Consider the following 26,330-nt stretch of genomic DNA (forward strand, 5'->3'; position numbering starts at 1 on the left):
TACGCCTTACATATGCAAAAATCAACCTGTTGCCCTATTGATTAAATCTTCCCATATTTCCTTCAATCCAGTCCAATCTTGATCTGCCGTAACCCTTCCATATATACCCTGTTCATAGACGTTCGTAAGTATATCCATCCGGTTGCCGCCATAAAACGAATCGACCGTTTTTGCGTATTCAGCTAACGTCATACTATCAGGCCTATTCAAGCCGACACGCTCCAACTGTTTTAGCAGACTCATATACTGTTTCGAAAACTGATCCCAGTCGCTTTTTCTGCTTCGATTCGTCTGCACAAGTATTTTAGGCATCCATTTACTTCTGTTGGCATACACTTTCCACACAATCCCACCCGACACTGCCAGGATGAGTAACAATATCCATTTATACTTCCCTATCATTTCTCTAATTGATACCAACATTGGATTCGGTACGTTGTTCTGGCTGACTTTCTCAGGCGGTTCCACTTTCTCTTGCTCCTGTCTAATCTGTTCTTCCATTTCAGGTATTTCAGGATCAGTTACATCAAGATCGATGTCATAATCGATGCGCGTCGGATTTGTAAAACCAATCGTCGGCTCAAAAGGCATCCAGCCGAAGCCCGGTATATACGCCTCGACCCAGGAATGCGCTTCATTGTTTGTTACCGTGTATTCCGTAAGCCCTCTGGAGTTTTGCTTACCTTCTCCAGGCGCAAAGCCTTTTGCCCAACGTGCAGGTATGTCCGCAGCTCGCAAAAGAACTACCATAGATGTAGAGAAGTTATCGCAATAGCCGCGTTTCGTATCGAATAGGAATTGATCAACGTAGTCCTCGTCACCTTGCGGGATAGCGACGTTCTGTTGATCATAAGTGAATCCACTTCTACCGAAATAGCGTTCTACCTTCTTTACTTTCTCGTAAACACTCTCTTCCGTCTCCGTTATACTCCAAGCCAATTCTTTAACTCGATCGGGCAGATTTTCAGGCAATTGAAGGTATCGGGAAATCCCTGGGTTATAGTCTTCAACGGATGTTTCACGCAAAGCTTTCAAACTGTATGGCTCAAATTCAGTAAAATCGATGCTGTAAGAATCCAGTGCGATTTCCTGCTCCATTTCCATTGCCCAATAATGGCCATTTTCTGGCTGATAGTTCAGCTCAACGTCCATTACGGTGTGGATTTTCGACGTACCGTACGGATAGACAAGATATGGCAACGGAGACTTCATACTAATGTTGGCTGACAAGTAGTCGCTGTCTTCCATCATATTCGTAGGATCGTCAACAATGAGCTGGCCCGGTGAAATAACAATTGGATCCGAAACGACTTCATTCGTTTCCCAGCCTTTAGATGTATATGTGTTTTTCGTTTCAATTTTCCAATATTGTTTTCTGGGAACGACCGCCTTGAAAATAACCGTACTATCTTGGACGAATGATCCGCCAAGCCTTGAATCATCAGGGTCATATCCACTTTGAGAAACTGAACTTCCACTTCCCAGCGCGTTGTCGCCATTCATTAATGATTTCAGAAAAGGTACTGGGTCAGCCCATACAGGCTCTTTGTCAGGCAGGAAGCTCGCTAATGTACCACTCGCGACGACTGCAAATAACAAGGGAACGGCCAAAGTGGTAAACCTGCGGACACTCATTTTGCGTCCATGTTTGTGTGCCAGCTTAGATATTGTCAGCAAGCCAATTAGCAGCAATCCCGTCATCATAATCCGGAATATTGCACCATCCGCATCATAAGAACTAAAAGTATCCAGAACTGCTATGAATATCACTGTCATTGCATAGAAAAGAAGGATACTTTTACGCACTTCAATCCAATGACGGATGAGGTAAATCGTCATCCATAAAAGTATAAAGAACAAAACCGTCCTAAACGGATTTGAAATACTCTCCCAATCGCCAATCTCGAGGACGGAGAAGTTGGACGCAAGATCCGCAATTAATAGACTGGCGGTTTCACGCGTTAGCAACACCGTCTCAAAAAACACATAGTGAAGTGCCGTGAATACGTAAACAATTTTTAGCGGAATAGACACCCACCAACGGAATCTCAGCAACCCAAAAATAAAAGAAAGTGCAATAAAATATAAAAAAATCCCGACATGATCCGTATCTGTTAGTTTGACGACAGGTAACAGCCATTCCCACAGTAATATGAACGCAAGTGTGTACATCATCAGCAGTAGGCGGATATCCATCCTTCCTTCATTCATCCGTTAGACACCTCCCTAAGCGCGTCGTAAAACTGCGATCGATTGACTACATGAGTTTTGATGCCTTTTGATTTAGCTAAACGCAGTTGTTCATATAATTCAGATTGAATATTATTTTCTTGTTCGACAACTACGAAACAAATGATTCTTTTGGCGCTCGGAGCGAGGGCGCTTGCCGATTGGATAAATGACCAATCTGGATTTCCCGTCACAATGACAAGACTTCCAGACAATGTCCCAAGCGTTGAACTTTCCAACACGCTTACTGAGCTGAATGGAGCTGGTGTAATCTTGGCCAAATGCACAAATGCTGTGTGCAACTGATCCGCAGAATGAATGAAAGGAAAAATCTTCGTCTTTTCTCCTGCAGAGATGAAAGAGACAGTCGCGTGATGCGCCGCGGCTTCTTCTAGGATGGAAGCAGCCAGTTCCACCTTTCCTTCAAACACCTCAGACTCCCGACCATCTATCAGAACAATCAGATCCTCCGATTGGCGATCCTCGAATTCTTTCGTCATTAACGTCTGCGTACGCGCAAATGACTTCCAGTGGATCCATGTTACTCGGTCGCCCGCCTGATAATCGCGTACACCCGTTGCCATCGTCGTGTCTTTAATCAAAGAATACGGTGCAATGTGCGCACCACTATCAAATTGCGAATCCAGTGATGCGTAGTGCATCGGAGTCGTATTTGGATAGACAAGAATGGTATCTTTCACTTCATGGACAACACGTTTCCTAATCCACCCGAAGAAGTCTGACACTTCAATTTCCACACCTTCTGCGATATGTTCCCCACGCGGTACATGTTCAATTTCATACGAAAACTCCACTGTTCGCCTAAAACCCAAGATGGAGAAATGCTTATTAGCGTCGTCCGCTTTTTTCTCCATGACAGGTTCAGACCACTTATCCGTTATGACCGTATACAGCAAAGGAAACGGAATTTGACGGTGGATACTAACGGTAACGCTCAACCTCTCGCCTTTCCCTATCGTTTTAGTTCTAATGGTTCGCATCGCTTTCAACGCGGGGAGTGGATAGAAAAACAATGCAACTGAATAAAGCAGGAAGGGTGTCATGACGTAAAAGATTGTCCAACTCACTTTTCCGCCTTGAAACATTGCAAACACGTAGCTCGCAATGAACAAACCAATAATGAAAAGAAGGCGGCCAGTTAGCGAAAACCAAGTACCGCCTTTCTTCATCTTAACTTCACCCGATCAATCGGCACACTCACTTTCGCAAGAATCCTTTCGACGATTTCCGTTGTCGTGATCCCTTCATACTTCGCTTCCGGTTTCAGAATGATACGGTGACCAAATACAAATGGAGCCAGATACTTGACATCATCTGGCGTCACAAATGTCCGCCCTTTCATCAACGCGTAGGCCTGGCAAGATTTCATAAGGGCGAGTGAACCGCGTGGACTGACGCCTAAATAAACATAAGGATTAATGCGGGTTTCTGCAGCACAGTCGACCATATACGCCTTAATCGAATGATTGACGTCCACTTCTTTTACTGCCTGCTGTAAAAGGGTCAACTCCTCAACTGTAAGAACGGTTTCAAGATGATCCATTGGAACCGACTTTTCGGCTCTAACTAACACTTCTACTTCTTCAAGCCGTTTCGGATAGCCCATTTTCAACTTAAAAAGAAAACGATCTAATTGGGCTTCCGGCAACGGATATGTCCCTTCATATTCAATCGGGTTTTGTGTAGCCATGACAAAGAACGGCTGGGGTATGTGGATTGTTTCTCCGTCAATCGTAACGGAAGATTCCTCCATACTCTCAAGCAACGCTGCTTGAGTCTTCGGTGATGTCCGGTTAATTTCATCCGCCAAAACGATATTGCCGACAATTGGGCCCGGTCTGAATTCGAATTCCATCTCTTTCGGATTATAAATGGACACACCAAGAACATCGGATGGCAATAAATCCGGCGTGAACTGAATTCGTTTGAAACTCGCACCGATTGAACGCGCCAACGCTTTTACCATCATTGTCTTACCGACACCCGGCACATCTTCAAGCAATACATGCCCGCCCGCAAGTAAAGCAGTTACGCTCAGTTCAGCGATATCCCGTTTTCCAATCATTACTTGATCGATATTAGCTAAAACCTTCTCTATCACTTGTGCATGCGTCATTCCATTTCCTCCCATTCAAAACAGCTCTCTATGTCTTCACGCAAAAAGCTCTCAAAACATGTCCGAAAATTTACAAAATGTAACTTCATAATAACGTATTTAAGAAAGCGCCACAACCTTCGGGAACGATTCAACGCCAACCGGCAAAAAACCCGCCGGCGATGTTTAGTCGCCAACAGGTTTATCGTCATCTCCAAAAATCGTCAAAAATCGTAATGGGCATATGCCTCTTATGAGCCGATCGAGTAAAATAACGTTCAATCGTCTCACGTGCTTTGGTCGATATTTCTTTACCTTCCAAATAATCATCGATGTCATCATAACTCACACCAAGTGCCACTTCATCCGGTATGGCCGGTTTATCTTCTTCGAGATCTGCAGTCGGTACTTTATTGTAAAGATGCTCGGGAGCACCTAGTTCCCGGAGCAATTGCCGGCCTTGCCGTTTGTTTAAACGGAAGATTGGCATCAAATCTGCCCCGCCATCGCCAAACTTCGTATAAAATCCTGTAATCGCTTCAGCAGCATGGTCAGACCCAAGAACTACACAGCTATACGTCGCAGCAATGGCATATTGTACTTTCATCCGTTCCCTTGCTTTCTCATTTCCTTTTGTATAGTCGGAAATGATAATGCCTGCTTTCTTAAGCGCCCGTTCACTCGCATCGACGGAATCTTTAATATCTACTGTGTAAATCTTCGAAGGTTGAATGAATTCCAGCGCATCTTGACAGTCATCTTCGTCAAATTGTTTACCATAAGGCAAGCGGATTGCGATGAACTGATAACGATCCGTCTTTTTCTCCTCGTTCAGTTCGTCGACCGCAATCTGCCCGAGCTTACCAACGAGTGTTGAGTCCTGACCACCTGATATACCTAAAACAAAGCCATTTACAAATGCATTTTTCGTTAGATAGTCTTTCAGGAAGTCAACGGATTTGCGGATTTCTTCTTTAGAATCAATTGTCGGCTTGCTTTTCAATTCCTCGATAATCTGGTCTTGGAATGTCATAATTCCGCCTCCCTATTTGTTTACATAGTCATCTACTTTGTCTTGCACATCATGGATATTGCGCATTTTGTTGTCCCAGCACTTCTGGCTTAGGTCCACTGGATACTCCTCCGGATTGAGGGATCGTTTATATTCGTCCCATAACAAATCCAGATTCGAATAGGCGTAATTCCGCATTTCATTCAATGAAGGGTTTGCATAAATGATTTCCCCTGCTTCAACTACTTTCACATGTAAATTCACCGCTTCAAAATTGGTGACGAACTTAGATATGAATGTATGAACAGGATGGAACATTTTAATCCTTTTCTCCATTGTTGGATCTTCGTCTTGCATGGTAATATAATCGCCTTCAGCTTTGCCGTTTTCTCGATCGATGATACGATACAGTTTTTTCTGGCCCGGCGTCGTTACTTTTTCCATGTTGGATGAGATTTTAATGGTATCTTCCATCTCGCCTTTATCATTTTCAATAGACACGATTTTGTATACAGCACCTAGTGCCGGTTGGTCATAGGCTGTGATAAGTTTTGTACCAATACCCCATACATCTACTTTCGCACCTTGTGCTTTCAAGTTCAAAATTGTGTATTCATCCAGATCATTGGATACGACGATTTTGGCGTCTTCAAAACCGGCTTCGTCGAGCATCCGACGTGCTTCCTTAGAAAGGAAAGCGATATCCCCGCTATCCAATCGAATGCCTATAAAGTTAATCTTGTCACCAAGTTCTTTTGCAACTTGTATAGCTGTCGGAATTCCGATCTTCAATGTATTATACGTATCGACAAGGAATACGCAGTCCTTATGACGTCTTGCATAGGAATGGAAAGCCTCATACTCGCTCTTATAAGCTTGCACCATCGAGTGGGCATGAGTGCCTGCGACTGGTATACCGAAAAGCTTGCCTGCACGTACATTGCTCGTCGCTTCAACGCCACCAATCACTGCAGCGCGCGCACCCCATAAAGCCGCATCCATTTCATGCGCACGGCGGCTACCGAATTCCATGACGACTTCTTCTTTAACGACCTGTTTGATGCGGCTAGCTTTCGTCGCAATCAACGTCTGATAGTTAACGATATTGAGTAAGGCCGTTTCCACAAGTTGAGCTTCAGCAAGTGTCGTTTCTACGCGGACAATCGGTTCATTTGCAAAAACGAGCTCCCCTTCTACCATGGAATAGACATCACCCGTGAAACGAAGTTCCTTTAAATAAGATAGGAAGTCATCTTTGAAACCAAGTTCCTCTTTCAAATAAACAATATCACTTTCACTGAAATGGAACCCTTTCAAATAATCCAAAATGCGCTCAAGCCCAGCAAAAATTGCATATCCGTTACCAAACGGCAAATTCCTGAAATACAATTCGAATACTGCTTTACGTTCATGGATTCCATCTGCCCAATAGGACTCCGTCATGTTTATTTGATAAAGATCAGTATGTAAGGCCAGACTGTCATCTGCGTAATTCGATTTCATGCCAAATCTCCTTCTTCCACATTAATGCTTCCATTATACACTATTTACCCTAAATTCAATTGGTTCTAACATTACGTAAAGGCCAGTTCCAAGGAATCTTGAAGTTGCGTACGGCTACGCGGAAAAGGTTGAAAGTCCTGAAATGGTGATCAAGTTCCGTATTTTATAACTATAGGCGAATCCTAATCAAACCTAAAGATAGATGGACATCCGTACGGCACCTTTATCTATTCATCCAAATATCTTCAATCCAACTGCACCACCGATGATGAGACAGAGGAAAAAAATTCGTTTCCATCCTGCAGTTTCGTTAAAGAATAAAATGCCAATCAGAACGGCTCCTGCCGCTCCGAGTCCTGTCCAGATTGCATAAGCCGTCCCCATTGGGATATCGCGCATAGCGAGTGACAGAAACAGGAATCCGAATGAGAATGTGACAATAATCATCAGCAAACGTTGCCAATTGCGCTTTTGAAGAAACAAATTGATGCTGATCACCCCGAAGATCTCACCTAGACTTGCGATAACAAGATAGATCCAAGCCATATTATTCGGCCTCCTTTGCAGCTGTGTCAACCAGCTCTTCTGTCGTCACCTTAATACCTATAACACCGATAATGATGACACTGATGAACAGCATCTTCGCCCACGAAAAATCCGCATTGAATAAAAGAAAGTCAACGAATACAATAGCAGCTGCACCTGAGCCCGTGAAAACGGCATAGACCGTACCTGAAGGCAACTGCTCGCATGCTTTGATAATCGCATAAAAACTGATGATGATTGCAACGACAGTTCCAATCCACTCTAATGGTGTTTCAGAATAACGAAGTCCCACTACCCAAAAGACTTCAACAATCGCAGCCAGTAACACATAAAGCCAAGCCAATGAACTGCCTCCTTCCTAATAAATCATTCCGATTGTACACTCAAGCAAAATTAGTAACTTGGAATATTTTCAACAAGTCTTGCAATCTTTAAGGTCACATGGTAACTTTGATAAAATAACTTTTTAAACAATTCAATATTCTTATCAAGAGAGACGGAGGGAATGGCCCGATGAAGTCTCAGCAACCAGCCCATTCCGGCATGGTGCTAACTCCTAAAGACATGTCGTCTTGAAGATAAGAAGAATGATTTCAACAATGTTGAAAGCCTCTTCTTACATAGAAGGGGCTTTTTCTAATGATACATGTAAAGGGGATGGAAATCATGACAGAACAAAGCATACGTACGAAATTAGTACAATTAGGAAATCAGAGCGACTTGAAAACCGGTGCTATCAATCCGCCCATCTACTTATCTACAGCCTACAAACACGATGGTTTAGGAAATTCAACAGGATACGATTATACACGAACGAAAAACCCAACCCGGTCCATACTGGAAGAAGGTATTGCCGATTTGGAAAACGGAGATGCTGGATTTGCATGCAGCTCAGGAATGGCTGCCATTCAACTTGTGCTATCCCTTTTCAATTCGGGAGATGAACTGATTGCACCTGAGGATATTTACGGTGGGACATACCGATTATTCAAACAGTACGCAGAACAGTATACAATTACGACCTCCTATGCTTCGTTTGCTAGCGTAGAAGAAACCGAAAGATTGATAACCCCTAAAACAAGGGCACTGTTCATCGAAACGCCGACAAACCCCCTTATGATGGAAATCGATATTGAAAAGTATGCGGAACTCGCTAAGAAGCATCAACTACTGCTACTTGTCGATAATACATTCCTGACACCTTATTACCAACGGCCGATCGAATCTGGTGCCGATATCGTTATTCATAGTGCCACGAAATATATTGGCGGACATAATGATGTGCTTGCTGGCCTTGTTATCGCTAAAGGCGAATCATTGTGCAAGCGACTTGCTGAGAACCATAATGCGATTGGTGCAACGCTTTCCCCATTTGATTCATGGCTCGTTATACGCGGATTGAAAACACTGCATGTGCGAATGAAACAGCATGACGCAAATGCTAAAGCCTTGGCCGCATATATGGAAGATGAACCACTCATTGCTGATGTGCTGTATGCCGGAAAAGGCGGGATGCTTTCCTTCCGTTTACAAAACAGCGAATGGGTCGGACCATTCCTTGAAAATTTACACCTTATCACTTTTGCAGAAAGTCTGGGTGGGGTCGAAAGTTTCATCACTTATCCAACGACTCAGACACATGCCGACATCCCTGAAGAAGAGCGCGAAAAGCGCGGTGTAGATAAGCAGTTATTGCGCTTTTCTGTCGGATTGGAAGAAGTCGAAGATCTGATTCAGGACTTCCAGCAGGCGCTTGTCATTGCTTCTGCGAAATCCACTGTCGTCTCAAACTAAAACTGTCGAAGCCTCCCTATCCAAAACGGATAGAGAGGCTTTTTCATCCAACCCCCTCCTAAAAAATAACATATAACGTTCTCTTTTACCCCACAATTGCGAAGACCGGAATATTGAGTTTCCGAAACATCCTCCTCCTTTCATTAAACCGACAATACACTCCTTAATATTACATATTTTTACAAATTAATCGATTGACAATTCAGATTTTAATACTTACGATTAGTAGTAATACTCTTCTAAAGGCCGTCTTTACGCGATTACAAGCTTTTCTTTTACGTAAAATCTATTGGAAAGGATTTGAATGTTTAGATGAGCACCGAGCCCGTATTAGCTGTCCAAAAACTCAAAACCTACTTCTACCTCGATCAGGATCTCGTTGCAAAAGCGGTCGATGATATTAGTTTTTCCGTCTATCCCGGAGAAACCGTCGCGATTGTAGGAGAATCCGGGAGCGGAAAAAGCATAACTGCCTTGTCTATTATGCAATTAATCAACAAGCCCGGCAAAATTGTAGATGGCAGCATCCATGTAAGAGAGAAGAATTTGCTCACTTTGAAGGAAAAACAGATGACGACAATTCGAGGTAATCATATCGGCATGATTTTCCAGGAACCCATGACTGCATTAAATCCAGTTTTCACGATTGGCAATCAGATCACTGAAATGATCCGTAAGCATAAAAAAGTATCCAAGCAGATTGCCCGGAACAAAGCAACTGAGCTGTTGCGCATCGTTGGAATCCCTAGGCCTGATGCAATCATGAAAGAGTATCCACATCAGCTGTCTGGAGGTATGCGTCAACGTGTCATGATTGCCATGGCCATTTCATGCGAACCTGAACTCATTATCGCAGATGAACCGACAACAGCGCTCGACGTTACGATTCAGGCACAGATTCTTGATCTGCTAATTGATATGCAGAAACGTTATAATATGGCGGTTCTTCTCATTACACATGATTTAGGTGTCGTCTATGAATATACCGACAGAGTGATTGTCATGTATGGCGGGCAGATTGTCGAACAAGCCCCAACTAAAAAATTACTGTCTCTTACCAAACATCCGTATACGAACGGACTGTTGAGCAGCTTGCCCAATATGGAAGAGGATGTCGAACGACTCGGCACAATTAAAGGAACTGTACCTGCAGCATACAACTTCCCGACAGGTTGCAGATTTTCCACTCGCTGTCCCGCTGTTATGGAAAAATGCCGACAGACCAATCCGCCTTTGCTGCAATTGGATGCCGATCATTTCGTACGCTGTCATCTGTATGAAAGTGGAGGAGATAACAAATGACGATGGTGACAAAACAAGCGGCAGTGCAAGTTGATAAATCCTTGACGGATGATGACATTCTAGTAGAAGTACGCAATCTCAAAAAGTACTTCCCTATCAAAGGCGGGGTTCTTCAAAAAACCGTTGGGCATTTGAAAGCAGTAGATGATATTTCATTCACCATTAAAACAGGCGAGACGCTCGGTATCGTTGGAGAATCAGGTTCAGGTAAATCGACTCTTGGACGCGTTCTAATCCGGTTGCTCGAACCGACGGATGGCCAGATTATCTTTAATCAAACGGACATTTCGACATTACGGCAACGGCAAATCAGACCAATACGCGAAGATATGCAAATGGTTTTTCAAGATCCCTTCGCCTCATTGAACTCCAAAATGAGCGTCGAGCAACTGATTGAGGAGCCTTTGGTCGTACAGGGCAAACTCGCGAAAAAGGCTCGTAAACAAAAGGTGCTCGAAGTCCTTCAAAAAGTCGGATTGCGTAAAGATGATTTGCAGAAGTATCCACATGAATTTTCAGGAGGGCAGCGTCAGCGCATCAGTATTGCACGTGCCTTAGTGCTCAATCCGAAATTCGTCATCTGTGATGAACCCGTGTCCGCACTGGATGTTTCTATACAGGCACAGGTTCTAAATCTCATGAAAGATTTGCAAGATGATCTGGGGCTCACCTATTTATTCATCGCTCATGATTTGAGCGTAGTGAAACATATTAGCGACCGGGTTGCTGTTATGTATCTTGGTCGTTTTGCTGAAATCGCACCAAAGAAAGCATTATACGAAAATGCCTTACACCCGTATACACAGGCACTTCTCTCTTCCATACCGGTAATAGATCTAAACGGAGGGCCAACGACTACTAGGGAAAAGATTAAGCTATCAGGAGACTTGCCTAGCCCCGCGAATCCTCCATCCGGCTGCACATTTAGAACTCGCTGCCCGAAAGCACATGATCGGTGCATAATCGACAGACCAGATCTCGTTGAAATCAGTGAAAACCATTTTGTCGCTTGTCATTTATATGAGGGCTCTTAACTATACTGAAACATTGGGCAAAAAGAGCGGCCTATCTTTTCCACTCAAATGACACATAGGGGGTGATTCGTTGCATCATTCGTAGCGGTACTTTTCTTGGTTACACCATATCAATTGAATAAAGGGGGATTTTATTTTGTTGAAACAGTTAACGCACAAATTTGCTCTTCTCATTTTAGTCTTAATGGTCGGAATGATTTTAGCAGCATGTAACAGTGACGGCGAAACTGAAAAAGGTGAGACGACAGAAACGAAACCTGAAGATGTAACCGAAACAGATACTGCTGAAGAAGATGCGACTGAGGAAGCCGGCCCTAAAAAAGGCGGAACGATTGTCGGAGCGATGTATTCCGCTCCTACTGGTATGTTTAACCCGATTTTCTATGAAGAAGCTTACGAATCCAACATCCTCGACTTCACACACGAAGGCTTGGTCACTCAAAATGAGAAGTTGGAATTCATAGCGAGCCTCGCTGAAAAGTGGGAATCCAACGACGATCAGACTGAAATCACTTTCTTCCTTAGAGAAGGCGTCAAATGGCATGACGGGGAAGATTTCACAGCGGAAGACGTTGTGTACACTTACCAAGCAATGTCCGATCCGGATTATGAAATGGCCGGCGGCGTGCGGGTAAACTACGTTGCACCATTACTTGGATACGAGGCTTACCAATCTGGTGAGACGGACGAATTTGTAGGAGTTGTAGCAGACGGGGATTACAAAGTAACATTCAAATTCACAGAGCCGAACGTTTCCCCACTTTATTATGCAAGTTTTCCAATTATCCCCAAGCATATCTTTAAAGATATTCCTGTGAAAGATATAACGGAAGCGGCTGAATCGAAAGAACCTGGAAAAGTAGTCGGTACAGGACCTTTCAAGTTCGCGGATATGATCGAACGTGAACAGTATATTCTTGAGCGTAACGAAGATTACTGGAAAGGTGCTCCTCTTCTTGACAGCATCGTTTGGAAAGTAATCGCACAATCTGTCATGATCGGTCTACTCGAAAAAGGTGAAATTGACTTTGTCGCGAGTCCTGGTGGAATTGCTCCAGCAGATCATGACATCGTTGCTGATTTCGGAAATATTAACATTGTTGAACAAGCAGATTTCGGTTATCAGCTAATGGGCTTCAAACTGAATCATCGTACAACTGCAGATGTTGAATCAGGTGCTGTTACTCCTGATAACTGGATACCGAATAAAAAATTGTCCGACCCTAAAGTCCGTCAAGCAATCGCTCATGCGGTTAACCGTCAAGGACTTGTCGGAACAGGACATGGAGAAGGTCTTTTACATGGTCGTGGTCAGCCAATCAACTCACCAATTGCCCAGCAAATGTGGGCATATGACGAGTCAGCAGCGACTAATTACGAGTATGACGTGGACAAAGCGGGACAAATTTTAGATGAGCTAGGCTATGTAGATGTTACTGGAGATGGTTTCCGTGAGGATCCAGAAGGTAATGAGTGGATTCTAAATCTTGATTACCCTACAGGAAATGAACTGCGCGAACGTTCAGCGCCAATTCTGCAATCAGACTTGGAAAAGGCGGGCATTAAGGTAAACTTGCGTCAACCTGCTGAAATGTCCGTATACGTGCCTGCACTAACAAACGACAATACGGATTTTGATCTCTATCTGATTGGTTGGAGCCTGAGCAGCACCGATCCAGACCCAGCTGGACTTTGGGCTACTCGTGCAGGTTATAACTTCTCACGTTGGAATAATCCAAAATCAGAAGAGTTAATGCAAAAAGCTGTAACAGCACCAGAAGCATTCGATCAAGCGTACCGAAAAGACGTTTATGCAGAATGGCAAAAGTTGTACTCCGAAGATTTACCGGCATTGCTTCTTTACGCACAAAACAGCTTATGGGCTTATAACGATCGCATCCAAGGCATCAAAATCCTTCCGGCAACAATGTATCAGGATTCACATGAGTGGTGGGTAGAAAACTAAGCGGTACATGACTTGATTCAGCTGAATTGAGTGTACACCACTAAAAAACGAATCGTTTCTACTGAATTAAGTTGAAGATAAAAGGACCGATGGGAGCATGCGTTTTTCGTGTGCTCCCCTCCTTCCTAAGGGGGAAAGCGGATGTATCAATATATCATCAGGCGGTTTCTACTCTTTATTCCGATGCTGATCGCTTTATCGATCATCGTTTTCGGATTGGCCAAAGCAGCTCCAGGCGATCCATTTTCCGGAAAGATCCTCGACCCTGAAGTCGGCATGGAAGTATACGAAAAGCAACGGGCTGAACTTGGATTGGACAAACCCGTTCCTGTCCAATACGTCCGATGGGCGTCAAAGATTGTGCAAGGGAGTTTTGGCCAATCCATCACATATAAAGGCAGATCCGTTGAAAGCCTGATTAAAGAACGATTTCTGAACACGGTCTATCTCGGCCTGTTCGCATTATTTATCACATTAATTGTTGCAATCCCTATTGGTATCTATTCTGCGCGGCGTCCTTATTCACTGATCGATTACGGGACGACGACTTTCGGATTCTTCGGACTTGCCGTACCGAATTTCTTTTTTGGACTTGTCGTCATTTACCTGTTTTCGATTAAATTAGGTTGGTTCCCCGCACAAGGGACGATCTCATCCAATAAGCTGACAGGCTTTGCGGAATTCCAGGACCGAATCCATCATATGGTATTGCCGGGTCTGACGCTCGGACTTGCAAGTACGGCAAGCTATATGCGCTATATGCGTTCGGAAGTGATGGATGTCCTCGGAAGCGATTTCATCCGTACTGCCAAAGCAAAAGGGATGTCCAGCAATACTGTGCTTTACAAGCATACGCTCCGTAATGCGATGATTCCGATCATAACTCTGCTCGGAATGGAGCTCGGACCTTTGCTTGGAGGGGCGATTATCACTGAACAAGTTTTCAACTTCCCGGGTATCGGGACGCTGTTCATCGGCTCCGTCATCAATCGTGATTATCCTGTCGTCATGGCAATCACTCTTTTGCTTGGAGTCGCGATTCTAATAGGCAATTTGTTGGCGGACATATTTTATAGCGTCGTCGATCCGAGGATTCGCTATGACTGAGGTGGTGAGCTTATGCAATCTGTGAATGAACATGAAGTGAACCCTGATGAATATGTAAATGGGTCGATACGCAAACACCGCAGCCCTTTTCAATTATCTCTCAGACGGTTCCTTAAGAATAAACTGGCACTTGTCGGCATGGTTGTTTTTTTCACCATTGTTGCATCTGCAGTTTTCGCACCACTGTTGACGGATCATGATCCAAAGGCGCATAACCTTCTGAAAGTGGAGCAGAAACCAAGTAGCGAGCATATACTTGGCACGGACAGTTCGGGACGCGATAATTTTTCGAGGCTGTTATACGGGGCAAGGGTTTCATTGACTATCGGCATTAGCACGATGATTTTCACCGTTTTTCTCGGGCTGATTTTCGGGACGTTGAGTGGTTATTACGGCGGCAAAGTGGACAGCATCATCATGCGAATTACCGATCTGTTCCTTGCCTTGCCTTTCCTTGTATTGGCATTGACGATTATTGCCTTGCTCAAAAAAGTGACAATTGGCTTGTTCGTCGTCATCATTGCGGTGACAAGCTGGCCGACATTATCAAGAATTATTAGAGGCACGTTCCTTTCATTACGCGAGCAGGAATTTGTTCTTGGTGCCAGGGCAATTGGGGCGAGTGATTTCAGGATTATCTTCCGCCATTTCCTGCCAAATGCTATCGGACCAATTATCGTCAATGCTACGTTGCTCATGGCAGCAATGATCATCGTCGAATCGGGGCTCAGCTTTATCGGTATGGGCATTCCACAACCGACACCTACATGGGGCAATATGATTTCCGAAGCGCAAGGGTTACGGATATTACGCTATCACCCTGAAGCATGGATTCCACCCGGCCTTGCGATTCTTCTTACCGTATTGAGCATCAACTTTATTGGTGACGGACTCAGAGATGCATTCGACCCGAAAAGTGATAGGCGTTGAAATGAACAAAAGACCGCCTCCAGAAAAATGGATGGCGGTCTTTGTATGTGTATTTAAGCCATTACTTTCGTTTTTGAATAAAACTGCAGAAAGTTGTTGACGACGAGATCCAAAAATTCAATAGTCGGCTCATCTGTAAAGTTGCCCACCTCGTCCATCTTCTGGTGAATCGAACCGATATACACTTCATTATTCGGCATAATACTTGGTGACAGCATTGGGTTCGATAGGATTTCTCTTAAATGAAGTTGTGCGCGGACACTTCCTAAGACGCCCATTGATGCACCGACGATGAATGCCGGTTTTTCTTTGATGGCAAAATTACTGCGTGACAGCCAGTCCAATGCATTTTTCATTGCACCTGGAATGGAGAAGTTGTATTCAGGAACTGCGAACAGAAGCGCATCTGCATCTCTCACATTCTCCATGAATGCCGTGACGTTTTCCGGCGGCGTACGCTCTATGTCGACTGAAAACAGTTCCAAATCCTTCACGAAAACTGGAATAATCTCCATCTTTTCTGAATATTTTTTTTGTAAGTATTCTACCACTTTCAAGTTATATGAAGTGGAGCTCGTACTGCCTATGATTGCTTTTACTTTAATCGTCATAATAATGATCTCCTTTTTCTCTGTATTCCATCCCTTTTAAGCATTTCCGCTTAAGCGAGAGGTATACGTGTGTTGTTTTGGTTGAAGTCTCTTTCCAAACGCAACAACGATTCTTTCATGGACAAACCAGCTCGGAATCCAGTTAACTTCCCATTTTTCGAAATGACACGGTGACAAGGGATGATGAACAGTACAGGATTTGCCCCAATTGCACCGCCAACCGCCCGCACCGCCGTCGGTTTCCCGAGCCTTTGCGCAATTTCCGCATAGGAAACTGTTTCGCCATAAGGAATGGCTTTAAGCTGTTCCCACACGCGCATTTGAAAGTCTGTCCCATACAAATCGATTGGCATTTCAATAGTAATCCTACGCCCCTCTAGGTAATCAATCAAATTATCAAGCTCGAAAAACGAAAAATCATTGATCCATTCTATCTGAGTGAACTTGCGATTCGCCCACTCTGCCATTTCTTCAAAAGCGGCATTATTTGAGCCTATGTAACAAATACCTGCGTCTGTTGCAGCAATATGGAGTTGCCACGTCCCATGTTTCATGCGCGTCCAATACACTATTTTTTTCTCACTTATCATTTCACTCATCCTTTCGTTTACACTTCTTTTCATTCTCTTCCGTGCAGTCTTATTATAAAAAAGGTTCAGTTACCTTGAAATGATTCTCCTTTGCTTATCATACCGAAAGAATGGCAAATCTTTCGGTAAATGGTGTATGATATTTATAATAACTGGCTACATAGTGTTTATCCATAAGCGCACTCTTAGAAAGTTGAGGAGGATCTACATTGACGAACGATGCTAAATTGCAAAAAGATGCAATGCATATTCTTAAACTGACAAGCAGGACCTTTTATATACCTATAAAATTATTGAATCCCACATTGCGAAAAGCTGTCGGCTCTGCTTATTTGTGTATGCGGGCAATTGACGAGATCGAGGATCATGAACTGATGGAAGCAGATACGAAGCAATTCCTGCTTCAAGAAACGAGCAAACTCCTACAAGATGATTTTAACAACGATGCCTATGAAGAGCTCCTTCGTCCCCATTCAGATATTTTACCTGAAGTATCAATGCGACTTGGTGATTGGCTTGAAGTATGTCCCGATGACGTTCTTGAAAAGGTGAAGGAATCGACGAGTATCATGGCTGGAGGAATGGCCAAGTGGGTTGGAAAAGACTTTGACATTAAGACAAGTGATGACCTGGACGATTATACGTACTATGTCGCCGGCCTCGTCGGTGTCATGCTCTCTGATATTTGGGAAGCATACGACGGAACAAAGACCGACCGTGACTTAGCCATCGGTTACGGACGCGGTCTGCAGGCTGTCAACATGTTACGAAACCAACATGAAGATGCTGACCGTGGTGTACGCTTCATACCGGATGGATGGACACGCGATGACATGTTCACTTACGCAGAAACCAATTTAGCAAAAGCGGACGAGTACATTAAAACAATCAGCACGAAGAACATCCTTGTGTTCTGTAAGATTCCGTTAGCACTCGCAAAAAGTACTTTATCCGCTTTACAAAGTGGACGAGAGAAAATGAACCGAACTGAAGTGGAGTCAACAGTAGCAGCGATTATGAAAGAATGAATTAAAGGAAGACTTGGCGTATAGATGCCGAGTCTTCTTTTATTAGCAACGCAATTACCTTAGCGACTCTTTTTAGTCGACATCTTTCTTACATAGATAAATAGACCGAACGATAAAATAGAAATGATTATACCTGCTAAGCTACTGTTATTGCGTACAGGTTTAAATGTTGCACTTTCTGGTGTTATTTCATAAACGCCTATCGGATTAATTTTAAAACTGCCACCTCCACCTTCATTGCCTGCTCCGTCGCCTCCACCGCCAAATCCATAGCTCACTTTGGCCACTGGTACGACCTTCATCAATCCCACTTCTATCGGATCCCCGTAGACAAGCGAGACATCCCTTTGTTTTGCGAACTTCTTAAATAATGTCTTAACAGATGTTTCAACGTATTCCTTTGGCACTTCTACTTGATTTGAATGATTCATCACCCTGCATTCCCCCTTTCCTACTGATTCGACATGGTAACCTTATATCCCTTGAATCTTCAACGTCTAAAACAGGAAAAGGCACCCTGACAACTTTACATTGTCGGAATGCCTTCAGTTATTTTAGAACTTCCACTATATTCTTTCCGTCCAAGTCCATTTTGTAAATGCGATATTCGGGATTTCGTTTTGCAAATTTCAAGTCGACAAGGAAATAGATCTTTCCGTCTTTCCCTTGTACAGGTTTTGCAGCATATTCCTTCAGGTTCGTCAGTTGAACAGTTTCATCCGACTCCCAATTATAGCTGAACAATTCATATTCAAACGTTCCACTCGAACTTGTACCACCGACTGCCTGGTAAATCATTTCATCACGGTCGGGTAAGACGAGGAAATCATAGATGTCTTCTTCACTTGCAGGATTACTGATGATTTCCTTTTCATTTGGTGCATGAAGCGGAATTTTAAAGATTCGTTGGTAGGATGCGAATAGATCATCGGCTGACTTTGCATCTTCATCATCATTCATTTGAATGTAGACCGATTCATCTGTCGCTGACACTTGTAACGATTGCATACTGTACTTCTGCATTTCTGTATAGCGAGTTTGCTCTCCACTGGTCAGATCATAGCCATGCACGTCAAAATCATGCGGCCGTGCCCCTGTAATCGGGGAGTAATTTGTAAACACATCCGCTTGTAAATAGATAAGCTTATCCGGATTTTTCTTATCAAATGCAAGCTCTGTAATGATTGAATCTGCAGACAAGACCACTTGATCCGTAGCCGTTCTCAATTCGAATAAATGAATTGAACTACCACTTGACGCGTTCAATTCTTTATCAGATACAACGTAAGCAATCACATGCCCGTCTTCGGAAAAACTGATATCCATAATTGTCTGCTCAACAGGTAACTGAACAACAGGCTCTGCGTTCGCACCACTCAAATAAATACCCGCTTTCCCTTTGTCATATTTCACAACTGCCAGTAATCCATCTACCGACACATCAAACAGCTCTGTTAAGCCCTCTTGCTTTTTGTTATCGGGTTTATTGAACATAAAGCCGAGTGCGATAAAGACGACAGTAATTATACCAAGCACACCCGCTAAAATTCCAAATGCTTTCTTATTCATGCTTTCTGCCTCCGTTCCTTAAAAGACCACTATCCAGTATGCCAATCCACTTAAAATGATGGCCATCTGAAAAATCACGACTGCATATGCCCATACAGGTTTTTGTTGCTTCATGAGTCGCAATTGAATCGCATAAGAGATTGCCCATGCCGAAATCGGGAGTAATGTCAGTAAGAACATCGCTGAAAATTCATCGGTGAACCAAAGCATCGCCCATACAAAGAACAAACTGACGAATACGACAAAAATCCCTGTCGTTATATTGATGAAATGCAGCCACTTCATACCGCTCCCTGCCAATTGATCCTTTGCAGGGTAATCATAAATCGTCGTGCGGTAGACAAGAAGAATGCCCAACAGCAAAATGAGACACGCGATAATTGTGAGTCCGACTGACAGCCGATTGTCCAAGTCTGTCGCAAGCAGCAGACCATAGAAGAAGATGAACAAGTGGACGAGCAATAGCCCATTCATCCACAGGCGGCGGTTTAACGAAGTGACAGGACGTACTGTCACATAAAGAATTGCAGCGCTGACGATAACAGCGGCAACAAGCCAGATAATATGCGCATCTCCCATGACAAACAACTGACTTGCATACACACTATAGGCGTATAACAGAGATGCTACAGCGAGTCCCAACATCATGCCTTTGCGTTTCGGATACATCGCTTCTTGCAACTGATTACCGACTTCCTGTTCAGTTCCGAAATTTGTCATAGCTGTTCGCATAGCCTCCTCTTCCGAATAGCCCTCATTCTTATAGTCAATGAACGAGCACTCCAAATGCGAGAGCAATTCTTCATATAAATCTTCACGTTCTTCCCGGTTGCAGTCCGTTTGGCGAACGATACCGGTAACAAATCGTTCAAACGCAGGTTTCATATCAAACCTTCCGTGCTTTTCCGCACAAGCCCAGTCATCCATTTCCAGTTTTCCTGTTTGCTTTGCAAAGCAGTTCCACCTTCATCCGTCAGGCGGTAATATTTTCGTCTCCCACCTTCGCCTTCTTGCCAATAAGAAGTAACCCACTCTTTCTTTTCCAGACGCTTCAATGCAGCATACAGCGTTCCTTCACCCATTTCATACGTATCATCACTTAGTTCTTTCAGCACTTTCACAATTTCGTATCCATACAAATCCCGCTTCGCAATTAATGACAAGAGGATTAAATCAATACTGCCTTTCATCATTTCATTATCCATATAAACCCACCTCTTTTTTACATCGTATCACGTGGTACAACGCAATGCAATGTATATCATTAAAAAAAGCAGGCACCTTGACAATCATCCTGTCAGAGTGCCTGCAATTACTATCATTAGAACATTTTTGTCGTCCAGTTTTCACCGTTCCAAATATCCGTCACGACACCTTCATAGAAATCCGGTTCGTGAGAAATGAGTAGAACGCTGCCTTTGTATTCCTTTAAAGCACGTTTTAATTCGTTTTTAGCATCGACGTCAAGATGGTTTGTCGGCTCATCTAGCACAAGCAAATTCGTTTCTCGATTGATCAATTTGCATAACCGTACTTTCGACCGTTCTCCCCCGCTCAATACTTTCACTTTACTTTCGATATGCTTCGTCGTCAGTCCGCATCGGGCAAGTGCCGCACGCACTTCATATTGAGTGAAATGCGGGAACTCTTCCCACACTTCTTCGAGACAAGTATTGTTGGAATCTGTTTTCGACTCCTGTTCAAAGTATCCAATTTCCAAATGATCGCCAAGTTCGACGGATCCTGCAAGAGACGGAATTTCGCCAAGGATACTTTTCAGCAATGTCGTTTTTCCGATGCCGTTTGCACCAGACAGCGCAATCTTTTGACCGCGTTCCATTGTCAATTCCAACTCCCTGGACAATGGCTCATCATATCCGATAATCAGATCTTTCGTTTGGAATAAATACCTGCCGGGCGTCCTCGCTAACTTGAAGTCAAATTGCGGTTTCGGCTTTTCGGCATCCAGTTCAATAATCTCCATTTTGTCTAATTTCTTCTGGCGTGACATAGCCATACGGCTTGTTGCGGCATTCGCTTTATTGCGTGCTACGAAATCTTTCAAGCTCGAGATTTCTTTTTGTTGCTTCTTAAAAGCCGCTTCCACTTGCTGCTTTTTCATCTCATGCACACGAAGGAATTCGTCATAATCTCCTGGATAGCGTGTAATCTGCTGATTCTCCATATGATAAATCAGGTTAATAACACTGTTTAAGAATGGGATATCATGCGAAATGAGTATGAATGCATTATCATAGTTCTGCAAATAATTCCGCAGCCATTCAATATGCTCCACGTCCAAATAGTTTGTTGGTTCATCGAGCAACAGAATGTCAGGTTTCTCCAGCAACAGTTTGCCAAGAAGTACTTTTGTCCGCTGCCCACCACTTAAATCATTCACATCGCGGTCCAAGCCAAATTCATCTAGTCCGAGACCATTCGCTACTTCATCGACTTTCGAATCGATAATGTAAAAGTCGTTATTCGTTAAATCATCTTGCATCTGCCCTGTTTCTTCAAGCAGTTTCTCCAATTCATCCGAATCGACTTCGCCCATCTTGGCGAACAGCATATTCATTTCCGTCTCGATATCATAAAGATATTGAAAAGCGGTACGCAATACGTCACGAATGCTCAAACCTTGCTTCAAGACGACATGCTGATCTAGATAGCCAACACGGACTCTCTTCGCCCAGCCAACTGTTCCAGCGTCCGGTTCCAGCTTGCGCGTGATGATATTCATGAACGTGGATTTCCCTTCGCCATTCGCACCAACAAGACCGATATGCTCGCCCTGCAATAGACGGAACGAAACGTCATCGAAAATCGCGCGATCCCCGAAGCCGTGACTTAAATTTGTTACTGTTAATAAACCCATATATTTTACACCTTATCCTTCATTCAGAATGATTCTTTTTTAACGGCTATCTCCGCAATGCGGATAACCGAATCCATTCTATAGTATATCGGCAATTGCTCGATACGGATAGAGATTAAATCAATAATTCCCCAATCTCTTTCCAGTAATCATTCAAATCTCGCTCAACACTTGTAATGTTACGAGCACATGGTCTACGAACTCTTCTAACTCCCCCATATTCCCTTCGTTGATTTTCTGCTTGAATCGGACATCGATAACATCCAAATAGCCTTTCAGCTCTTGTCCATACACACAGCTCACTGTTTGTTTTAAGCGAACGTCTTCTTCCCAGATGGCAAGTACTGCTTCTTTCACTTCTCTACATTGATCATCGATATTATTTATCGGCTTAGTGATTCGCAATGCAACAAGACAGCCAGGATTTCCGTCTGGCGCTTCCAGTATTTCATCCGCCAGTTCCTGTAGAGAAGCTTCCAATATAATCTCTGCAGATAAATCCCGTTGTCCTTGCAGTTCAAATTGAATCGCAAACTTCCTTGCTAGCACAGCAAAATCCATCTGGTCGATGCGATTTACAATCGTGATTTTACGATCCAGATTATCTAAATCATATAGATGATTTTCAAAAGCGACTTTTAGATTGTCAAACACGGTCGGGTCATACATGTGAATACCTCCGATGAAAGTTCATACTCTAATTCCTTTGTATCAGTATAGCCGTGAACAGTAAAGTGAAACTGTAGCGCGAAGTAAATTTACGCTATACGGTTTGAGTCCAATTACGATATAGTGATAGCAAAGAGAACTCGAAAAAACATTTGCAGAAAGGATGTATTTGAATGAAAAGAAGATGGCTCTCCGCATTATTCGTATTATCGATTATTTTAGTCACAGGCTGTACGAAAGAAGAACCGGCAACACCTGACGATAGATTGCAAGAATACGTAGCGCTTTGGCAAAATAACGACTTTACAAAGATGTACAATGAATATTTGACCGGAGGAACGACAGCGACTTTTAATACGGATCATTTCATTGACCGGCAGGAAAAGTTACAAAAAGATCTTGGAATTGAAAACATAATCGTTACATACGATCCACCGGCAGCGGATAAAGAATGGAATACAGAAGAGCCAGCACCATTCACTGTCCATATATCCATGGATACTGCAGCAGGACCGTTAGCATTTGATAAGGAATTGGTGATGCTCCATGAATTACGTGAGGAAGAAGAGAATTGGTATGCCGAATGGGATCCTTCATTCATCTTGCCTGGACTTGGCACAAAAGAAACTGTCGGCATATCAACGATTTTATCCAAACGTGGAGAGATTGTTGACCGGAATGGTTTGCCAATCGCGATCAATGGAGCTGGCTATGAAATCGGTCTAGTACCTGAAAGATTCACGGACAGTTCAAACAAACAGGTGGTTGCTGATCTTCTCGGCGTATCCACGGATTATATCGATAAGCAATTGAATCAAAGCTGGGTGAAACCTTCTTATTTCGTACCGCTCAAAGTCTTATCCAACACAAAGAAAGATTTGGTCGATCGACTCATTGAATTGCCAGGCGTGACGTACCAGAAATCTGAAATGCGGGAATATCCTTTCGGTGAAGCTTTGGCACATGTTTCAGGGTACGTTGGGAAGATTACGGCTGAACAATTGGAAAAACTTGAGGGCAAAGGATATACCGAAACCGATCTAATCGGCAGACAAGGCTTGGAACGCGTACTGGAAGAACGACTTCGCGGGCAGGATGGCATTCGTATCTATATGAAAGAAGCGGAAGCAGGGGCTACACCGATTACCATTATCGAGCAGCCTGCTAAAGACGGGGAAATCATTTCATTGACGATTGACGCCAAATTGCAGAAGGCATTATTTGACTCCATGAAAGGTGAACCGGGTGCAAGTGCGGCAGTCGATCCACAAACAGGCGAGACATTGGCACTTGTAAGTTCTCCTAGTTTTGACCCGACGGAGTTCATGCTTGGTGTCAGTTCAGCACGATACAACGAACTTGCCGAAGATCCATTGAAACCTTTGTTCAACCGGTATGCAGCTTCATACGCTCCTGGATCGACATTAAAACCAATCACAGCTGCGATTGGCATGGAAATCGGCAAACTGAACCCTGAGGAAGGATTGAATATAACCGGAAGAACGTGGCAAAAAGACGCCTCGTGGGGGAATTATCGCGTATCGAGATTGCATCCTGAAGCACCGAATCCTATCAACTTGAACAATGCGCTCATCTACTCAGATAATATTTATTTTGCGCAACAAGCTCTGGCAATGGGTCGCCAGACATTCATCGATGGATTGACACGGTATGGATTTGGAGAGGACATCCCTTTCATTCTCAACATCGCTTCTTCACAGATTTCAAATGACGGAAAGATTAGCTCAGAAGGACAGCTTGCCGATACATCATTCGGTCAAGGGCAGATGCTGACAAATATTGTGCATCTGGCGGCGATGTATGAACCGATTGTTAACGGTGGCACGATGTATAAGCCGACACTTCTGCTTGAAGATAAGCATAGTGAAGTTTGGAAAGACGGATTACTTTCGAAGGAAAACGCACAGATTTTACGCACGAACTTGCGGGATGTTGTCGTCAAAGGCTACGCTCAATCTGCAAACCTTCCTACCATTGCATTTGCTGGGAAAACGGGGACTGCAGAACTAAAAGCAGCGGGCGCAGACAGAGGCCATGAAAACGGATTTTTCGTAGCATACGACTCCGATGATCCAGCATATATCATCGCGATGATGATTGAAGGTATCGAAGATGAAGGCGGAAGTAACTATGTCGCCGCCATGGTCGCCGATGCGGTAACACTCCATAGAGGACAATAACAAAGCAAAGCGGCCAGGAGTAATCTCCGGCCGCTTTACTCATTTCTTACTCTTCATCACTTCCACGGTATCTCTTATAAGGCAGCACATTCCATGTACGGTAATCAAAATCGTCGGCCCGGAGCACTTTCGGAATGTCTCCAAGAATTTTCGTTGCGACATTCAACTCTTTCTCCGCTTCTTCCTTGTCTTGATACATGAACTCATCCGATGCTGACTTTGGCGCCTGTTTCACTTTCTCCTTTAGATCTTCTACAACCATCTGTTGCTGATGATGTAGAGTCTCACGCGCATCCATCACCCACTCAGGTTGCAAATTGCGGTTCGTATCCCCAACACTCGTATACTCGTCGAAAATGTCCTGATAGATTTTATTTGCATTTGCCCGCACATCTAAGTTTACTGCCTCTAGATCCCGGTTTGTCAGCTCCTCGACCGTCAAAGGATTTGTGCGTTTGGGTCCTCCGAGCCTTGTCCTGTTTAAATAGAACGGGAAAATGCTCTTGATTGTCTTTCCTACTGGAGAGATTGCGTTCTCAAATTCATCCAACCCTTTCGGCTGGACGCCTTGTATTGCAATCCTCGCTGATTCCGGACGCACGATTTCCTTTGGTGGCATGATTCCGTGCCGTAGCATCTCCCTTATCCCTGTACCAGATATGTTGATGCGGTACTGTTCATCATGTGGACAAGATTGTTCCGTCGCTTGCGTATCGCATCTCGTACAATAAAACACTTCGTGAAACAACCGGATATCGATACCAAGCTCTTCAGGTTTGAATTGGTCAAAGATCGTGTGGCTCGCATATTTATCATAATAATCCCCTATTCCTGCATGATCCCGCCCAATAAGCGCATGTGTACAGCCGTAATTCTTCATAATTAGTGCATGCAAAACCGTTTCCCGCGGACCTGCAAAAATATAGGTGACACGAAGCGGAGCTAGAATCGATCTGCCCTTCGGATAATAGGTTTCTAGCACACTACGATAAGAAAGCATCCGGAACTCATGACGTGTATACTCCCTCTTTGCCATCTCTACAAGAGGTTGCAAAAGTAACCCATCAATTTCTTCGACGGCACTGAAAAAGTCCCCTTAGGCAGATCATCGCGAGAATGAAAACGACTTGTCGTTTTCCATTCTCGCTTTTTTCATCTTGGAAGCCGTGGATTTCCGTTCCAGGCAGACGCTTTCCGCGGGCACGGCTTCAATCTCCTCGTCACTGCGTTCCTGCGGGGCTTTCA

24 protein-coding genes and 1 riboswitch are annotated in these 26,330 nt (G+C 43.8%); of the genes, 8 read left to right on the forward strand and 16 right to left on the reverse strand.

The features are described from left to right. Positions 1–21: 21 nt before the first annotated feature. The 7 genes from QWT69_RS12595 to QWT69_RS12625 form a co-directional block, all read right to left on the reverse strand. Positions 22–2,211 carry a DUF4129 domain-containing transglutaminase family protein gene (locus tag QWT69_RS12595; protein WP_317966159.1) on the reverse strand — a complete coding sequence of 730 codons (2,190 nt, stop codon included), beginning with the start codon at positions 2,209–2,211 and terminating at the stop codon, positions 22–24. Further along, positions 2,208–3,419 carry a DUF58 domain-containing protein gene (locus tag QWT69_RS12600; RefSeq protein WP_317966161.1) on the reverse strand — a complete coding sequence of 404 codons (1,212 nt, stop codon included), beginning with the start codon at positions 3,417–3,419 and terminating at the stop codon, positions 2,208–2,210. Before QWT69_RS12600 ends, QWT69_RS12595 begins: the two co-directional genes overlap by 4 nt. Beyond that, positions 3,416–4,366: an AAA family ATPase gene (locus QWT69_RS12605; protein WP_317966163.1), complete on the reverse strand. Its 951-nt coding sequence runs from the start codon at positions 4,364–4,366 to the stop codon at positions 3,416–3,418. Before QWT69_RS12605 ends, QWT69_RS12600 begins: the two co-directional genes overlap by 4 nt. A gap of 187 nt (positions 4,367–4,553) precedes the next feature. Beyond that, complete coding sequence (gene nadE / locus QWT69_RS12610) at positions 4,554–5,378, reverse strand: NAD(+) synthase (protein WP_317966165.1); 825 nt, start codon at positions 5,376–5,378, stop codon at positions 4,554–4,556. A gap of 12 nt (positions 5,379–5,390) precedes the next feature. Next, positions 5,391–6,860: a nicotinate phosphoribosyltransferase gene (locus tag QWT69_RS12615; protein WP_317966167.1), complete on the reverse strand. Its 1,470-nt coding sequence runs from the start codon at positions 6,858–6,860 to the stop codon at positions 5,391–5,393. 231 nt (positions 6,861–7,091) lie between these two features. Then, a complete protein-coding gene (locus tag QWT69_RS12620) occupies positions 7,092–7,406 on the reverse strand; it encodes a DMT family transporter (RefSeq protein ID WP_317966169.1) in 315 nt (104 codons plus the stop codon). Between the two features lies 1 nt (position 7,407). Continuing rightward, on the reverse strand, positions 7,408–7,749 hold the full coding sequence (locus tag QWT69_RS12625) for a DMT family transporter (protein WP_317966171.1): 342 nt from the start codon (positions 7,747–7,749) through the stop codon (positions 7,408–7,410). A 138-nt stretch (positions 7,750–7,887) separates the two neighbouring features. Further along, positions 7,888–7,991, forward strand: a riboswitch (SAM riboswitch). A gap of 81 nt (positions 7,992–8,072) precedes the next feature. Between QWT69_RS12625 and QWT69_RS12630 the strand changes: the two genes are divergently transcribed. The 6 genes from QWT69_RS12630 (at position 8,073) to opp4C (ending at position 15,539) form a co-directional block, all read left to right on the forward strand. Beyond that, the gene (locus tag QWT69_RS12630) at positions 8,073–9,200 is read left to right on the forward strand and encodes a methionine biosynthesis PLP-dependent protein (protein WP_317971083.1); all 1,128 of its coding nucleotides are present in this window, start codon (positions 8,073–8,075) and stop codon (positions 9,198–9,200) included. A 312-nt stretch (positions 9,201–9,512) separates the two neighbouring features. After that, positions 9,513–10,502 (forward strand): ABC transporter ATP-binding protein, encoded by a 990-nt coding sequence (locus QWT69_RS12635; RefSeq protein WP_317966172.1) that lies wholly within the window; start codon positions 9,513–9,515, stop codon positions 10,500–10,502. Continuing rightward, positions 10,499–11,536 (forward strand): ABC transporter ATP-binding protein, encoded by a 1,038-nt coding sequence (locus tag QWT69_RS12640; RefSeq protein WP_431312289.1) that lies wholly within the window; start codon positions 10,499–10,501, stop codon positions 11,534–11,536. Before QWT69_RS12635 ends, QWT69_RS12640 begins: the two co-directional genes overlap by 4 nt. Before the next feature lie 136 nt (positions 11,537–11,672). Beyond that, on the forward strand, positions 11,673–13,502 hold the full coding sequence (locus tag QWT69_RS12645; RefSeq protein ID WP_317966174.1) for a peptide-binding protein: 1,830 nt from the start codon (positions 11,673–11,675) through the stop codon (positions 13,500–13,502). 141 nt (positions 13,503–13,643) lie between these two features. Continuing rightward, positions 13,644–14,609 (forward strand): ABC transporter permease, encoded by a 966-nt coding sequence (locus QWT69_RS12650; protein WP_317966176.1) that lies wholly within the window; start codon positions 13,644–13,646, stop codon positions 14,607–14,609. 12 nt (positions 14,610–14,621) lie between these two features. Then, a complete protein-coding gene (opp4C, locus tag QWT69_RS12655; protein WP_317966178.1) occupies positions 14,622–15,539 on the forward strand; it encodes an oligopeptide ABC transporter permease in 918 nt (305 codons plus the stop codon). Positions 15,540–15,592: 53 nt separating this feature from the next. On the opposite strand, the gene QWT69_RS12660 is transcribed toward opp4C, so the two are convergent. Beyond that, a complete protein-coding gene (locus QWT69_RS12660) occupies positions 15,593–16,150 on the reverse strand; it encodes an NADPH-dependent FMN reductase (RefSeq protein ID WP_317966180.1) in 558 nt (185 codons plus the stop codon). A 50-nt stretch (positions 16,151–16,200) separates the two neighbouring features. Continuing rightward, entirely contained in the window at positions 16,201–16,740 is a 540-nt protein-coding gene (locus QWT69_RS12665) for a methylated-DNA--[protein]-cysteine S-methyltransferase (RefSeq protein WP_317966182.1), read from the reverse strand. A 209-nt stretch (positions 16,741–16,949) separates the two neighbouring features. Between QWT69_RS12665 and QWT69_RS12670 the strand changes: the two genes are divergently transcribed. Next, positions 16,950–17,768 (forward strand): squalene/phytoene synthase family protein, encoded by an 819-nt coding sequence (locus QWT69_RS12670; RefSeq protein WP_317966184.1) that lies wholly within the window; start codon positions 16,950–16,952, stop codon positions 17,766–17,768. 59 nt (positions 17,769–17,827) lie between these two features. Here QWT69_RS12670 and QWT69_RS12675 read toward each other — a convergent pair whose 3' ends face one another. The 6 genes from QWT69_RS12675 to QWT69_RS12700 all read right to left on the reverse strand — a co-directional run bounded on the left by QWT69_RS12675 (position 17,828) and on the right by QWT69_RS12700 (position 22,884). Further along, positions 17,828–18,202, reverse strand: a complete 375-nt coding sequence (locus QWT69_RS12675) for a hypothetical protein (RefSeq protein ID WP_488803659.1) — start codon at positions 18,200–18,202, stop codon at positions 17,828–17,830. 115 nt (positions 18,203–18,317) lie between these two features. Beyond that, the gene (locus tag QWT69_RS12680) at positions 18,318–19,337 is read right to left on the reverse strand and encodes a TolB-like translocation protein (RefSeq protein ID WP_317966186.1); all 1,020 of its coding nucleotides are present in this window, start codon (positions 19,335–19,337) and stop codon (positions 18,318–18,320) included. Positions 19,338–19,355: 18 nt separating this feature from the next. After that, a complete protein-coding gene (locus tag QWT69_RS12685; RefSeq protein WP_317966188.1) occupies positions 19,356–20,222 on the reverse strand; it encodes a permease prefix domain 1-containing protein in 867 nt (288 codons plus the stop codon). Then, on the reverse strand, positions 20,219–20,542 hold the full coding sequence (locus QWT69_RS12690; protein ID WP_317966190.1) for a PadR family transcriptional regulator: 324 nt from the start codon (positions 20,540–20,542) through the stop codon (positions 20,219–20,221). The genes QWT69_RS12685 and QWT69_RS12690 overlap by 4 nt, the downstream gene beginning before the upstream one ends. 116 nt (positions 20,543–20,658) lie before the next feature. Further along, entirely contained in the window at positions 20,659–22,215 is a 1,557-nt protein-coding gene (locus QWT69_RS12695) for an ABC-F family ATP-binding cassette domain-containing protein (RefSeq protein WP_317966191.1), read from the reverse strand. A gap of 153 nt (positions 22,216–22,368) precedes the next feature. Further along, positions 22,369–22,884, reverse strand: coding sequence for a hypothetical protein (locus QWT69_RS12700; protein WP_317966192.1), 516 nt, complete (start codon positions 22,882–22,884; stop codon positions 22,369–22,371). 173 nt (positions 22,885–23,057) lie between these two features. Between QWT69_RS12700 and QWT69_RS12705 the strand changes: the two genes are divergently transcribed. Next, a complete protein-coding gene (locus QWT69_RS12705; protein ID WP_317966194.1) occupies positions 23,058–25,085 on the forward strand; it encodes a penicillin-binding transpeptidase domain-containing protein in 2,028 nt (675 codons plus the stop codon). Between the two features lie 46 nt (positions 25,086–25,131). Here the strand turns inward: QWT69_RS12705 and QWT69_RS12710 are convergent, their stop codons facing one another. Beyond that, the gene (locus QWT69_RS12710) at positions 25,132–26,139 is read right to left on the reverse strand and encodes a hypothetical protein (protein WP_317966196.1); all 1,008 of its coding nucleotides are present in this window, start codon (positions 26,137–26,139) and stop codon (positions 25,132–25,134) included. Between the last annotated feature and the right edge of the window lie 191 nt (positions 26,140–26,330).

It is taken from the genome of Sporosarcina oncorhynchi (assembly GCF_033304615.1).
GTDB classification, from domain to species: domain Bacteria; phylum Bacillota; class Bacilli; order Bacillales_A; family Planococcaceae; genus Sporosarcina; species Sporosarcina oncorhynchi.